The sequence below is a fragment of the Achromobacter sp. RW408 genome, assembly GCF_003184165.1.
GTDB classification, from domain to species: domain Bacteria; phylum Pseudomonadota; class Gammaproteobacteria; order Burkholderiales; family Burkholderiaceae_B; genus Achromobacter; species Achromobacter xylosoxidans.
Window position 1 is genome coordinate 2,325,766 of record NZ_QHHO01000049.1, and the last position, 13,137, is coordinate 2,338,902.

The following is a 13,137-nucleotide window of genomic DNA, read 5'->3' on the forward strand; positions in this document are numbered from 1 at the left end:
GATGGCGGAAACCTCGCAAGATCCGGCCTTCGCCGCCATCCTCGACAAGTACTTCGCCATCACGCGGGTGCCGTATGACGCCTTCACCCGCGCGTTCCTGGGGCGCTGCCAGTCGTTCTCGGTGAAGGCCGACGGCGGCGTCTACAAGTACTACCGGCGCGGCGCCGGCCCCACCGTGGTGCTGGCACACGGCATCCACAGCCACCTGGGCAGCATGGTGCCGATCGCCGAGCAGTTGCTGGACCTGGGCTACGAGGTGGTGCTGTTCGACATGCCGGCGCATGGCGAGGCCGCGGGCAGCGGCACCGACCCGGTGCAGGTGCGCGACTTCATCCGCAAGGTCTGCGCCCGGGTGGGCGACATCCACGCGGTGGTGAGCCATTCGCTGGGCGGGCTGTGGGCGCTGTCGGCCATGCACCAGGGGTTCCGCGCCGATGCCTTCGTCTCGATCTCGACGCCGTCCACCACGCGCTTCCTGGTCGAGAAGTTCGTCCAGCTCAACCAGCTCGACGCTGCGGTCGAGACCCGGCTGTGCACCGAGCTGGAGCGGCGCTACGGCGCCTCGCTGTGGACCGACTATGCGCCCCGGCACATCGCCGGCGCGCTCGACGTGCCCGGCCTGGTCATCCACGGCGCCCAGGACGACTTCGTGCCGCCGGCGCATGCGCAGGAACTGTATGACGCGTGGCCCGGCGCCACGCTGGAGATCGTCGATGGCGCGGGCCACTTCGAGATCCTGGGCCTGGCCGCCGTGGGCAAGCGGGTCGGCGCCTATCTGCGGGAGGTGCCGGTGGCCGCCGCGGCATGAGCGGCCCGCCCCGGCGCCGGCGGGGCCGGGGCGTCTTTTTCCATAAAACGCTTTTGACAGGACTTGGGATCTCAGATGAAACACGCGACGCAAGTAGAAACCCTGCGCAAGATGTTCAAGCTGCGCGAAGTGGACCGCGACGAGGACATGCTGGGCCGGGTGGTGCAAGTGCCGGCCAGCGTCTATATGGACAACGCCGTGCTGGAGCGCGAACTGGAAACGGCCTTCCGCGACTATCCCCTGGTGGTGGGCGCCTCGACCCAGGTGCGCGAGCCGGGCTCCTACCTGCTCAGCCCGTGGGACCGACTGCCGTTCGTGGTGGTGCGCGACAAGGGCGGCGCGCTGCGCGCCTTCCTCAACGTCTGCCGCCATCGCGGCGCGCGCCTGGTGTCGGGCAATGAGAAGGAACTGAAGTTCTTCACCTGTCCCTTCCATGGCTGGGTCTACGGCCTGGACGGCGAACTGAAGGGCGTGACCAAGCCCTATAACTTCCCCGACCTGGACTGCGGCAAGCACAAGCTGGTGGAGCTGGCGGTGACCGAGCGCTCGGGGCTGGTCTGGCTGCATCCGACGCCGGGCGCGACCATCGACCTGGACGCCAGCCTGGGCGCCGACATGAGCGAGGAGATCGCCGGCTTCAAGCTCGACGAACTTTCCCTGCACAGCCGCAAGGTCAGCACCCTGAACGCCAACTGGAAGCTGCTGCTCAAGACTTACCTGGAGCGCTACCACGTGCCCATCCTGCACAAGAACACCATCGGCCCGGTGTTCGAGAAAGGGGTGATCGCGCACTTCGAACACGGCCTGCACATCCGCATCGCCGCGGCCAAGACCAACCTGATGGACGCGGCCGCCGCCGACCCACAGTCGTGGCGCATCCTGGACTATGCGTCGGTGTTCTACACGCTGTTTCCCAATACCTTCCTGATCAACCACGCCAACATCGTCTCGCTCAATTCCTTCTATCCGATCGCGCCCGACAAGACCATCTGGACCCACGACATGCTGTACCGCGAGGCCGATTACGCCGGCGAGGAAGGGCAGGCGACGCTGGCGCAGCGCTTCGGCAACATCGACGCGGTGTTCCATCGCGAGGACTTCGGCATCGTCGAAGGCGTGCAGGCCGGCCTGCATTGCGGTGCCAACCCGCAGCACACGCTGGGGCTCGAAGAGGGGCTGCTGGGCATGTTCCAGCACAACATCGACCGCGTGACCGCCTGACGGAGCCGCGCCATGACCGGCATTGATTGGGTCTTCGTCCTGGGCACGGCCGCCATCCTGCTCACGCCCGGTCCGACCAACACCCTGCTGGCGGCCGCGGGGCTGGCGCAGGGGTTTCGCCGCGCCGCGCCGCTGGTGGGTTTCGAACTGGCCGGCTACCTGGTCGGCATCACGGCGTGGGGCCTGTTCCTGGCGTCGGCGCAGGCCGTCTATCCCTGGATAGGCATCGTGGTGCGCGTGGCCAGCAGCCTCTACCTGGCCCACGTCGCGGTCAGGATCTGGTGCGCGGCGGGCGAGGATGTGACGACGCGCAAAGAGCCCATCGGGCCCTACGCGCTGTTCATCGCCACGCTGCTCAACCCCAAGGGCCTGGTGTTCGCGTCGACGCTGTTCCCGCCGCATGCGTTCGAGCACATGCCGGGCTACCTGGCCGCGATGGCGCAGTTCATCTGCCTGCTGGCGCCGATCGCGTTCCTGTGGATCAAGTTCGGCGCCGTGCTCGCCGGGCAGCGCATCGGCTTCATCAACCCGGAACGATTGCAGCGCACCGCCGCGCTGGTAATCGGGGTATTCTCTGTATCGATTGTTGGGTCCGCCGTTCGCTTGTCTCTGCTACCAGGATGAAACGACGTATGACGACTGAAAACAAGCTCTCCGCCGTTGCCGCCGCCGACACGGGCGCCGCGCGCAAGCCTCGCAAGAAACCCTTCCTGGCCAGCGCCATCGGCGCCGTGTTCGGCTTTGCCGGCACCGTGGCGCCGGGCGCCACCGCCAAGGTGGTGCAGAAGTTGCTGTTCACGCCCACACGGCTCAAACCCTCCGAACCCGGACGCAGCGTGCTGGCGCAGGCGCGCGCCGAGCCGCACGAGATCGACGGCCAGACCGTCTACTACTACGTCTGGGGCGACAGCGGCCCGCGCGTGCTGCTGGTGCATGGCTGGGGCGGCGACGCCGCGCAGATGACGGCCTACGTCGAACCGCTGCGCCAGCGCGGCTGCCAGGTCGTGGCCATCGACATGCCGGCCCATGGCCGCTCCACCGGCAAGCAGGCCTCGGTGCGCCACTTCGAACCCTGCGTGGCCCACGCCGCCCAGGCCTACGGACCGTTCCATGGCGTGATCGCGCATTCGCTGGGCGCGGCCGCCGTCACCTTTGCGCTGTCGCGTGGCTTTACCGTCGAGCGCGCGGTGTTCCTGGGGCCGGTCAGCCGCTACGACAGCGTCTGGGAATATTCGCGGCGCATGATGAACCTGCCGCCCAAGGTCATGCCGCTGGTGCTCAAGCGCGCCCAGGACTGGCTCGGCATCACCTTTCCCGAGATGGAGCCGGCGCGGCTGGCGCCGTCCATGACGACGCCGCTGCTGATCGTCCACGACCGTGCGGACCGCGAGAGCCCCTACGAGGATGCCGCCGTGCTGGCGCAGGCCTGGCCGGGCGCCGAACTGGTGGCCACCGAGAAGATGGGACACACCCGCGCGTTGCGCGATCCCGCGCTGGTGGCGCAGGTGGCGGCTTTCGCCGCGCAATAGCGTCGCCCTGGCGCTTGGCGGAACGCCGGGGCGGCCCGCGGCACGGCGCGTCGGACGGGCCGCGCGGCCGTTCAGGCCAGCGCCATGCTCAGCAGCACCAGCGCCAGCAGCGCCACGTACACCCGCGCATGCAGCCGGTCCGGGATGCGCGGGATCAGCGGCGCCGCCAGGCGGATCCCCGCCAGCGACCCCAGCGCCAATGCCGCGAAGGCCAGCAGGTCCACGTAGCCGATGATCCACGGCGCCAGCGGCGCGGGCAGCGCGCGCGCCGCCGCCATGTAGGCCAGCGTGCCGACAATGGCCACCGGCAGCGTCAGCGGATTGGCCATGGCCGCGGCCTTGGCCATGGCCAGGCCGCGCCGCCGCAGCAGCGGCACCGTCATCACGCTGCCGCCCACGCCCAGGAAGGTGGCGATCACGCCGATCACCACGCCGCCGCCCACGGTCACGCCCTGGCCCAGCGGCCGAGCCGCTTGCGCCTCGTGGCGCGCCATGAAGCCCTGGCGCAGCAGGCAGTCGAGGATGGTCACGGCCAGGTAGGCGATGAAGGCATAGCGCACCACGTCGCCGCTGGCGCGGGTGGCGGCCCAGGCGCCCAGCAAGGCGCCCACGCCGATGAAGCCGGCCAGCGGCCAGACATAGGCGCGCACGATGTTGCCGGCGCGCTGGTGCTTGCGGGTGGCGGCCACCGAGTTGACGATCATCACGCAGGTCGAGGTCGCCACCGCGATGTGCATCGCGGCCTGGCCGATGGCGTCCTGCGCGCCGTGGGTGGCGGTCAGCACGCCATACAGCACCGGCACCACCACGAAGCCGCCGCCGAAGCCGAACAGCACCGTGGTCACGCCGCTCAGGGCGCCAAACAGCGCCAGGGTCACATACAACATCGCAAACGTCCTTTCCGGGCAAAACGCCACGATAGGGCGGGGCGCGGTGGCTCGCTTTCGAGGATTGGACAATAATGTTCGCATTCCGGCCAATCCCGCCATGCGCAACACTCACATCGACCTGCACGACCGCCTGGACCGCGAGGTGGTCGCCATCGGCAACGACTATCCGCCCGGCCATCTGCTGCCGGCGCACACGCATCGCCGCGCCCAGCTGCTGTACGGCGCCACCGGCGTCATGCACGTGGCCACGCGCGACGGCAACTGGGTGGTGCCGCCGCAGCGCGCCGTCTGGATTCCCGCCGGGCTGGCGCACCAGGTGCGGATGCAGGACGTCAGCACCCGCAGCGCCTACATCGAGCCGGGCGCGGCGCGTGCCGCCAGCACGGCCTGCGAAGTGGTGGAAGTGTCGCCGCTGCTGCGCCAGCTGCTGCTGGCCGCGGTGGACATGCCGGCGCGCTACGACGTGGCCGGCCGCGACGGCGCGCTGGCGGCGCTGCTGCTGCACGAAGTGGCGCGCGCGCCGGTGCTGCCGCTGCACATCCCGCTGCCGCGCGACAAGCGCCTGGCGCCGCTGTGCCGCGCCTTCATCGCCGCGCCCGACGTGCGCCAGTCGCCCGAGGCCTGGGCCGAGCGCCTGCACATGAGCCCGCGCACCTTCAGCCGCCACTTCCGCCAGCAGACCGGCATGGCGTTCTCGGCCTGGCGCCAGCGCGCCTGCGTGGTGCTGGCGCTGGCGCGGCTGGCGGCGGGCACGCCGGTGACGGCCATCGCGCTGGATTTCGGCTACCAGAGCCCGGCGGCATTCTCGACCATGTTCCGGCGCGTGCTGGGCCGTCCGCCCACCGGCTACCTGCAACAGCCCGAGTGAATGACGCGGACGCTAGCGCCGCAGCTTCATCGACACGTCGGTGTGCGTGCCACGGTCCAGGTCCGCGCCCAGGGATTGGCTCCAGTCTGGTAGCTTGAGCAATTCGTTGCCGGTTTCGCCCGCTTCGATGCGCCGCGCGATGTCATCGAGCAACTGCGTGCGGTTGGCAAATCCGCGTCCCTGCAGGCCGCGCGCGAACAACCGGTAGGTCAGGTTGGGTTCGACCCCCTTCATCACCCCGAGATCGAGGATGCGGCCATGTTCGTCGCGCAGCAGCAAGTGGCCTGGGCGGGCGTAGATGCGGTAGATGCGCCAAGGCGAGGCCACTGCGGCATGGTCGCGCGGCGCGGCCGGCCGAGTGGCGGGGTCCGGCGGCGTCGCCGGCGGGAGCAGTTTCACGCAGGCGTTGGCGAATCTGGCGATGGACCTTCTGATGACGCTCACGTGCGCTCCGCGACAGGCGCGCGCAGCGGTTGGAACGATTGCGCCGGGGAGCGCGGGGGGGTGCGATGCGCGGCGGGCGCCGCGTGTTTGCTGTGGTCATGGCGCATGGGCGTCGTCCTCCTGTATGGCGATACGGCGAGGTGACGCGCGTTCAAGCACCATGTCCGCAGGATACGCGCTTTCTCGCGCGCTGACGGCGTCTCCCGCCACGAAAGTGATTCAGGACATCACGGCCGCCCTAATTGGAAACACCCGTTGACTTTCCGGGGCTGGGCACCCATAGTCGATTGAAGCTGTTCGAGCATCGTGATTTTCGTCCGGTATCGCACCCTCCCAGGGGCGCCTCATTGTTCGCTATCCTTTCCTTGACTGGCTCTTTCTCGGGCAGCGCCCGTCATGCAAGGAGTGGAAATATGGAAACCGGAATCGTGAAGTGGTTCAACGACGCCAAGGGCTTTGGCTTCATCATGCCCGAAAATGGCGGCAAGGATCTGTTCGCGCATTTTTCTGAAATCGTCGGCGACGGCCATAAGGCTCTGGTCGAGAATCAGCGCGTCAGCTACGTCACCGCGCAAGGCGCGAAAGGCCCTCACGCAACGCAGATTCGCGCAATGTGAGCGCAGGCCCCCACGGCCCGTATCTCGGATGGGAGCGAACATGTTTCATAACAACATGGTCTACAAGGGTTACCGGCTGACCGCCAATGTTTCCCGCATTTCCGTGGATGGCAGCGGCAGGCCCGCTTTCACCGCGACCGTGGCGGTGGAGCTGGCCGCCGAACAGGATCGCCGCAACGACCACCACGTCGTGGTGCCCTTGTTCGCATCAGGCGGCTCTGTCTCCAGCCCCGTCATGGCGGTGGATGCGGCCATCCACCATGGCCGCTTGCTGGTGGACAGCCACGCGCGCTCCGCCAGCGCGGCGCTGCAACGGTAGGCCCGCCTTCGTAACCAGCCGCGATCGCGCCGACCGGCGCGGCGGGGCCGCGCTGCCTACGCCGCGTACCACAGCACCGCGAAGAAATGGCACACCGTGCCCGTCAGCACGAACAAGTGCCAGACGAAATGCGCATAGCGCCAGCGGTTGTCGAACACGAAGAACACCACGCCGCCGGTGTAGGCCAGTCCGCCCGCCACCAGCCACCACAGGCCGCCCTCGGGCACCCGTTCCAGCAGCGGCTTGACGGCGATGATGACCAGCCAGCCCATGGCCAGGTACAGTCCGGTGGAGATCGCCGGCCGGTTGAGCCGCTTGCTGGCTTTCAGGCCCACGCCCAGCAGGGCCAGCCCCCACACCAGCCCGAACAGCGTCCAGCCCCACGGCCCGCGCAGCGCGCCCAGCGCGAACGGCGTATAGGTGCCGGCGATCAACAGGTAGATGGCCGAGTGGTCGAGCACGTTGAAGAGGCGCTTGGCGCGGTTTTCGGGCAGCGCGTGGTAGATGGTGGAGGCCAGGTACAGCAGGCACATGCTGGCGGCGAACACCGCCGCGCCGGCGATGAAGGCGGCGTCGCCCTGGCGCGCGGCGGCGACGATCAGGATGGGGGCGGCGGCCAGCGCGCCGGCCGCGCCCAGGCCGTGGCTGATGGTGTTGGCGATTTCTTCGCCCAGGGTCTGGCGGCGGTCGTTCGGGAACATGGTTTGCTGGCGGCGCGTGGCTTGGATTCTCAGGGTTTCCACCATAAGGGTTTTGGGCCGCCACCTCAAGCCGGACCGCCGCGCGCGGGGGGATGGCTTGATTTTCTGCAAACCGCATCGCCGCCGGCATGCCTCAGGAGCATCGATGGAAAGTTACTGTGTGATACATTTCACACGCTCGATCAGCCGCCCGCAGAGGCGGCGCTTTTGCTGCATGGCGTTATCGAGGGCAGCGCATCCGGCGGGCCCGCAAGACTCTTCAAGGGGAGGCTCTTCTATGATTCCGGCAATCGGCCTGATGGTTGGGGCGTATATCATCACGCGCATGACCGCGATGTTGACCCAGCCTGGCACCAGCAAAGTCCTCAAGGTACTTTCCCTCATCACGATCGCGGTGGCGCTGGTGTCCTGTCTGGACCTGTTGACCGGCAGCGCGGCGATCCCGCCGGGCCGGTTCTGACGGGATTTCCAGCCCGAACCATGGCGCGCAGTCTGACCCATCTCTTTTTCAATGCCGCAAAGAAGCTGAGCAAGATCCAGCGCGCGGCCTTGCGCATGGCCGCGCCCCGGCGCGCCCGCAAGCGGTCCGCCCCGGCGCGCCAGGCCGTGGTCCGTTCCGGCGCGGCCAGCCCCGCGGCAGCCAACCTGGGCGGTGGCCGCTGGGAGGCCTCGCGGCAGTTTTCCGACGCCCATGGGCGGCGCCTCACGTTCGCCCGCTATACCCCGCCGGCCGCGCCGCGCCAGGGCATGCCGCTGGTGGTGATGCTGCATGGTTGCCGCCAGACCGCGCTGGCGTTCGCGCGCGGCTCGCGCATGAATCAATGGGCCGACGCGGGCGGCTTCATGGTGCTGTATCCGCAGCAGTCGATGACGCGGCAGGTGCAGCGCTGCTGGCGCTGGTTCCAGCCCGATTCCCTGCATGGCGGCGCCGAGGCCGACCTGATCGCCGCCTTGATCCGGGCCGAGGTGGCGCGCCATGGCCTGGATCCGCAACGTGTCTACATCGCCGGCCTGTCGGCGGGCGCCGGCATGGCGGCGCTGGTGGCGCTGCGCCACCCCGCGCTGATCGCCGCGCTGGCCATGCATTCCGGGCCGGTGGTGGGAGACGCGCACAGCGCCACGGCCGGGCTGCACACGATGCGCCGCGGCACGCTCAGGCCGCTGCTGCCGCTGGTGCAGGCCGTGGCCGACCCGGCGCTGTTCCAGCTGGGCATGCCGACCATGATCCTGCACGGGCAGATGGATCCGGCGGTGGCGCCGCGCAACGCCCGGCAGTTGTTCGAGCAGTTCCGCGCGGTCAATGGCCTGGCGCCGGACGAGCCCACCGTCGAGCGCGTGCTCGGCCTGGGGACCGAAAAGGCCTACCGCCGCGTCGACCTGCTGCGCAACCGCAAGGTGGTGCTGCGGTTGTGCGAGATCACGCGGGTCGAGCATGGATGGAGCGGCGGCGATGCCTCGGTGCGCTATCACGCGCGCAGCGGGCCGGATGCCTCGGCGCTGGCCTGGCGTTTCTTCCAGGGCCAGCGGCGCGTGCTCGTGTCTTCCTAGGACCTGTTGGCGCCATTGTTCAGGAAACGGAAACAGACATGTCGCCTCGCCCGTCGCGCGCGTGCCATGGCGCGGCGGTAACATCGCGGCACGCCCGCGATCCCCGGCGCCGTTCCGGTCGCCGGCCAGGCAAGCCTATTCGGAACTTCCCATCATGTCCCTGTCCATTTACCAGGCCTCGGTGCCTGTCTTCATTCGCGGCCTGAGCGTCCTGGCCACATTGCTGGAAAAAGGCGCGGCGCACGCGGCCGCCAATGGCATCGATCCCGCCGAGCTGGTCAATGCCCGGTTGGCGCCGGACATGTATCCCTTGTCCGGCCAGGTGCAACGCGCCAGCGACGCGTCCAAGTTTGCCGTGCAGCGCCTGTCGCAGGTCGAGTCGCCGCGCTTTCCGGACGAGGAAACCACCTTCGAGCAGCTGCGGCAGCGCGTCGCCGACACGATTGCCTACCTGCGTTCGGTGCCGGCCGACAAGCTCGACGGCGCCGAAGACCGCAGGATCACGCTCAGCTTCGGCGAGTTCAAGCCCGAATTCCAGGGCGACGCCTACTTGCTGACGTTCGCGCTGCCGAACTTCTACTTCCACATCACCACCGCCTACGACATCCTGCGCCACGCCGGCGTGCCGATCGGCAAGCTGGACTACCTGGGTCCATACCCGGCCTGACGCCGGGCGCGCGCGCCGGCGGCGCGCCGCCGACCGCGCATTGCCATTCAACCCGGCTTGCGGGCCGGATCGCCGCAGCCTTCCATCGGGCCCATCTTGGCCATGTTCGCCTGGATCTCCTCGGGCGTCAGGTCTTCCTTGTGGGTGGCGATGGACCAGCGGTGGCCGAACGGGTCCACCACCTGGCCGTAGCGGTCGCCCCAGAACATGTCGGCCGCCGGCATGGTGACCTGCGCGCCCGCCGCCACCGCCTGCTTGATTGCCGCGTCGACGTCTTCCACGTACAGGTGCAGGGTCACCGGCGTGCCCTTGAGCGCCTTGGGTCCCAGGCTGCCCCACTCGGGAAAATCGTCCATCAGCATCACCACCGAATCGCCGATGCGGATGGCCGCGTGCATCACCTTGCCGCCTGGACCGGGCAGGCGCGCCAGTTCCTGCGCGTCGAAGGCCTTGCGATAGAACGCGATCGCGTCCGAGGCGCCTTCGCACACGATGTGCGGGGTCAGAGTGTGCATGCCGTCGGGAATCGCCTGCTTTGCGGGGGTCGCCATGATGTGTCTCCGAAATTCCTGGATGAAAGTTGCTCGTGGAAGGGGCGGCGCGCCTGCGCGAACCTGCCCGTCCTTGTCCTACGACGAACGGAGGCCGCCGGGATCGACACGCCGTCCGGTTTTTTTTACTGGGCGCGGGCCGATTTGCCGACCAGCGTGGTGAATCCGCCCCAGCACATGCGTTTGAAGTCGAACACGCCTTCGCACGACACGCTGTTCAGGCGCGGGTCGGCCATGACCTTGGCGTTGATGCGGTCGCGCTCGGCCTTGCTGGTGAACACGATCCACGAGAACACCACCGTCTCGCCTTCGCGCGCGCTGGCCGCGGCGCTGAACGAGCCGAAGCCTTCGCCGTCGATGTCGTCCGCCACGCATTCGCGATATTCCAGCGCGCCGTTCTCCAGCCAGATCGAGCCGGCCAGATCGGCCATCTTGCGGTAGGCCTCGAGGTTGGCCTTGGGGACGCTCAACAGGTAACCGTCTATGTACTGTTCCATCTGATGCTCCTTGATTTGGTGTTGTTGTGGGCCCCGGCGCGGAACCCGCCAGTCCGCGCGGGCCATGTCGGCAGCGATGCCGGCAGATGTCACTGTATCGGGATCGGCGGCGCTTTCAGATAGGCGTTTGCGACATTCTTGAGGGTGGATTGCGACAGGCCGCAGGCGTATGCTTGGCGGCATGAAAAACATCGCGTTCCTGCTGCCCAGCGGCGCCAATATCGCTTCGCTGGAAACCGCCCGGCACGGCTTTCTGGTGGCCAACGAATACCTGGCCGCGCAGGGGCGGCCGGCGCGCTTCACGGTGCGCACGCTGGCCGCCACGCGCCAGGTCAGCCTGGACGACGGCCGCATCACCGTGCAGGCCGACCTGGTGCTGGACGAGGCCCGCGATATCGACATCTGCATCGCGCCGCCATTGCTGGGCGCGGTGTCCGACGCGGTGCTGTCGAACCGCGATCTCATCGAGTGGCTGTCCCGCCACTACCGCGGCGGCGGCGAAGTGGCCAGCCTGTGCCTGGGCGCGGCCTTGCTGGCCGCCGGGGGGCTGCTGGACGGCCAGCAGGCGGTGGTGCATTGGGCCGCGCGCAATCTGTACGCCAACCTGTTTCCGTCGGTCGACTGGAGCTGCGACCGCGTGGTCCAGTCCGGCAACGGCATCTACACCAGCGGCGGCGCCTTCTCGGCGGCGCACCTGGTGCTGCACCTGATCGAGAAATACACCGACCGCGACACCGCCATCTGGTGCGCCAAGTACTTCCAGCTGGACTGGAGCCGCCAGAGCCAGCTGCCGTTCTCGGTGTTCATGGGCCAGAAGTCGCACGCCGACCAGGTGGTGCGGGCGGTGCAGGATTTCATCGAAAGCCGCTACACCGAGAAGATCACCGTCGAGGACCTGGCCGACCGCCACGCCATGGGCCGCCGCACGCTGGAGCGGCGCTTTCGCCAGGCCACCGGCAACAGCATCGTCGAATACGTGCAGCGGGTGCGGGTCGAGGCCGCCAAGAAACGCCTGGAAAGCTCGCGCAAAAGCGTGGCCGAAGTGATGTACGAGGTCGGCTACAACGACACCAAGGCCTTTCGCGACATCTTCAACAAGTACTGCGGCATGTCGCCGGTGGGCTACCGCGAACGCTATCAATGACGGCGGGCGGCGTTGCCGCAAGCCGGAGGCCGCGCGGTTCGCCGGAACGCGCGGCGCCCGGCCTGGGCCTGGCCGCTACGAGGCCGCCAGGGCCTGGCGGGTCCGCCGCGCCAGGCGTTCGAGCAGGGCGCTGCTCAGGCAACCGGCCAGCGCGAACGCCACCGCCACCCACAAGGCCCAGGTGGCGCCGCCGCGGGCATTGAAGGCAAAGCATGCCGCCACGAACGCCGCGCCCATGGTCTGGCCCAGCAGCCGCGCCAGGCCGGACAGGCCGCTGGCCACGCTGGCGCGGTGCGCCGGCACGCTGAACATGATGAAGCGCTGGTTGGGCGACAGGAACAGCCCGAACCCCGTGCCGCACAACGCCATGGGCAGCATCACCGCCCACATCGGCGCGCCGGCCGGCAGCCCGCTCACGGTCAGCAGGCCGGCGGCCAGCAGCGCCAGGCCGACCGCGCCCAGCAGGCTGGCGGACATGCGGTCCGACCACCTGCCCGAGAACGGCGCCAGGCAGGCCCCCATCACCGGCCAGGGCGCGATCAGCATCCCGACTTCGGCGATGCCGCGGCCGAGCGTCTGGTTCAGCAGGAACGGCAGCGCCACCATGGCGGCGCCCTGCGCCGCGAAGGCCAGCACGCACACCAGCACGGCCATCGAGAAGGGCGCCAGGCGCAGCAGGTCCAGCGGCACGATCGCGTGCGCGCTCAGGCGTTCGCGGCGCAGCAGCAGCGCCCAGCTCAGCGCGCAACATGCCCAGATCAGGGCCGTGCCCCAGTCCGGTTGCGCCGCACGTTCCAGGCCCTGCACGGCCAGCCCGAACGCCAGCGCGCACAGCACGGCCGCGCCGGCGTCGAGCGCCTTGCCATCGCCGGGCAAGCGTGGCAGGTGCCGGCCGGCCAGCATCAACGCCACCAGGCAGAAGGGCACGTTCACATAGAACAGCCAGTGCCAGCTCAGCACCGTCAGCATCGCCGACGCCAGCACCGGCCCGCCGGCCAGCGACGCCGCCGCGATCATCGCGTTCAGGCCCATGCCGCGGCCCAGTTCCTCCTTGCGGTAGATGGCGCTCACCAGCGCCATGTTGCAGCCCATCAGCGCCGCGGCAGCCAGGCCCTGCGCCGCCCGCGCCGCTTCCAGCGACCACAGCGACTGCGCCGCGCCGCACCAGACCGAGGCGGCCAGGAACAGCCACAGCGCAGGCAGGAACACCCGCCGGTGCCCGATCTTGCCCGCCAGCGCGGCAAGCGGCAGCATCGTCGCCACCATGACCAGCTGATAGACGGTGACCACGCCGATCACGTCGGCCGCGCCGACGCCCAACTGCGACGCCATC

17 protein-coding genes are annotated in these 13,137 nt (G+C 68.9%); 11 read left to right on the plus strand and 6 right to left on the minus strand.

The window, feature by feature from the left end:
- Nucleotide 1: 1 nt before the first annotated feature.
- From DK459_RS30090 to DK459_RS30105, 4 genes are all read left to right on the plus strand, one after another.
- Nucleotides 2-808 carry an alpha/beta fold hydrolase gene (locus DK459_RS30090; protein ID WP_233256879.1) on the plus strand — a complete coding sequence of 269 codons (807 nt, stop codon included), beginning with the start codon at nucleotides 2-4 and terminating at the stop codon, nucleotides 806-808.
- 75 nt (nucleotides 809-883) lie between these two features.
- Nucleotides 884-2,029 (plus strand): aromatic ring-hydroxylating dioxygenase subunit alpha, encoded by a 1,146-nt coding sequence (locus tag DK459_RS30095; protein WP_006385414.1) that lies wholly within the window; start codon nucleotides 884-886, stop codon nucleotides 2,027-2,029.
- Between the two features lie 12 nt (nucleotides 2,030-2,041).
- On the plus strand, nucleotides 2,042-2,653 hold the full coding sequence (locus tag DK459_RS30100) for a LysE family translocator (protein ID WP_020928582.1): 612 nt from the start codon (nucleotides 2,042-2,044) through the stop codon (nucleotides 2,651-2,653).
- An 8-nt stretch (nucleotides 2,654-2,661) separates the two neighbouring features.
- The gene (locus DK459_RS30105) at nucleotides 2,662-3,558 is read left to right on the plus strand and encodes an alpha/beta hydrolase (protein WP_006385410.1); all 897 of its coding nucleotides are present in this window, start codon (nucleotides 2,662-2,664) and stop codon (nucleotides 3,556-3,558) included.
- Nucleotides 3,559-3,629: 71 nt separating this feature from the next.
- Here the strand turns inward: DK459_RS30105 and DK459_RS30110 are convergent, their stop codons facing one another.
- Nucleotides 3,630-4,445 carry a sulfite exporter TauE/SafE family protein gene (locus DK459_RS30110; protein ID WP_024069643.1) on the minus strand — a complete coding sequence of 272 codons (816 nt, stop codon included), beginning with the start codon at nucleotides 4,443-4,445 and terminating at the stop codon, nucleotides 3,630-3,632.
- A gap of 100 nt (nucleotides 4,446-4,545) precedes the next feature.
- Between DK459_RS30110 and DK459_RS30115 the strand changes: the two genes are divergently transcribed.
- Nucleotides 4,546-5,316, plus strand: a complete 771-nt coding sequence (locus DK459_RS30115) for a helix-turn-helix domain-containing protein (protein ID WP_053499912.1) — start codon at nucleotides 4,546-4,548, stop codon at nucleotides 5,314-5,316.
- 12 nt (nucleotides 5,317-5,328) lie between these two features.
- Here DK459_RS30115 and DK459_RS30120 read toward each other — a convergent pair whose 3' ends face one another.
- Nucleotides 5,329-5,760 carry a hypothetical protein gene (locus DK459_RS30120; RefSeq protein WP_054436962.1) on the minus strand — a complete coding sequence of 144 codons (432 nt, stop codon included), beginning with the start codon at nucleotides 5,758-5,760 and terminating at the stop codon, nucleotides 5,329-5,331.
- 413 nt (nucleotides 5,761-6,173) lie between these two features.
- On the opposite strand from DK459_RS30120, the gene DK459_RS30125 reads away from it, so the two are divergent.
- Both DK459_RS30125 and DK459_RS30130 read left to right on the plus strand, forming a co-directional pair.
- Nucleotides 6,174-6,377, plus strand: coding sequence for a cold-shock protein (locus DK459_RS30125; RefSeq protein WP_006385404.1), 204 nt, complete (start codon nucleotides 6,174-6,176; stop codon nucleotides 6,375-6,377).
- Nucleotides 6,378-6,417: 40 nt separating this feature from the next.
- Entirely contained in the window at nucleotides 6,418-6,696 is a 279-nt protein-coding gene (locus DK459_RS30130; RefSeq protein WP_024069640.1) for a hypothetical protein, read from the plus strand.
- A 56-nt stretch (nucleotides 6,697-6,752) separates the two neighbouring features.
- On the opposite strand, the gene DK459_RS30135 is transcribed toward DK459_RS30130, so the two are convergent.
- Nucleotides 6,753-7,397, minus strand: a complete 645-nt coding sequence (locus DK459_RS30135; RefSeq protein WP_045953616.1) for a hemolysin III family protein — start codon at nucleotides 7,395-7,397, stop codon at nucleotides 6,753-6,755.
- A 277-nt stretch (nucleotides 7,398-7,674) separates the two neighbouring features.
- Between DK459_RS30135 and DK459_RS30140 the strand changes: the two genes are divergently transcribed.
- The 3 genes from DK459_RS30140 (at nucleotide 7,675) to DK459_RS30150 (ending at nucleotide 9,612) form a co-directional block, all read left to right on the plus strand.
- Nucleotides 7,675-7,857, plus strand: a complete 183-nt coding sequence (locus tag DK459_RS30140) for a hypothetical protein (RefSeq protein ID WP_024069638.1) — start codon at nucleotides 7,675-7,677, stop codon at nucleotides 7,855-7,857.
- 20 nt (nucleotides 7,858-7,877) lie between these two features.
- On the plus strand, nucleotides 7,878-8,945 hold the full coding sequence (locus DK459_RS30145) for a PHB depolymerase family esterase (RefSeq protein ID WP_110135233.1): 1,068 nt from the start codon (nucleotides 7,878-7,880) through the stop codon (nucleotides 8,943-8,945).
- 154 nt (nucleotides 8,946-9,099) lie between these two features.
- Nucleotides 9,100-9,612, plus strand: coding sequence for a DUF1993 family protein (locus tag DK459_RS30150; RefSeq protein WP_024069636.1), 513 nt, complete (start codon nucleotides 9,100-9,102; stop codon nucleotides 9,610-9,612).
- A 47-nt stretch (nucleotides 9,613-9,659) separates the two neighbouring features.
- On the opposite strand, the gene DK459_RS30155 is transcribed toward DK459_RS30150, so the two are convergent.
- Entirely contained in the window at nucleotides 9,660-10,163 is a 504-nt protein-coding gene (locus DK459_RS30155) for a VOC family protein (RefSeq protein WP_006385398.1), read from the minus strand.
- Between the two features lie 125 nt (nucleotides 10,164-10,288).
- The gene (locus DK459_RS30160; RefSeq protein ID WP_006385397.1) at nucleotides 10,289-10,660 is read right to left on the minus strand and encodes a DUF1428 domain-containing protein; all 372 of its coding nucleotides are present in this window, start codon (nucleotides 10,658-10,660) and stop codon (nucleotides 10,289-10,291) included.
- A 169-nt stretch (nucleotides 10,661-10,829) separates the two neighbouring features.
- On the opposite strand from DK459_RS30160, the gene DK459_RS30165 reads away from it, so the two are divergent.
- Nucleotides 10,830-11,804 carry a GlxA family transcriptional regulator gene (locus DK459_RS30165; protein WP_006385396.1) on the plus strand — a complete coding sequence of 325 codons (975 nt, stop codon included), beginning with the start codon at nucleotides 10,830-10,832 and terminating at the stop codon, nucleotides 11,802-11,804.
- A gap of 75 nt (nucleotides 11,805-11,879) precedes the next feature.
- Here DK459_RS30165 and DK459_RS30170 read toward each other — a convergent pair.
- The coding region (locus tag DK459_RS30170) for an MFS transporter (RefSeq protein WP_110135234.1) at nucleotides 11,880-13,137 on the minus strand (1,258 nt) is incomplete at its 5' end.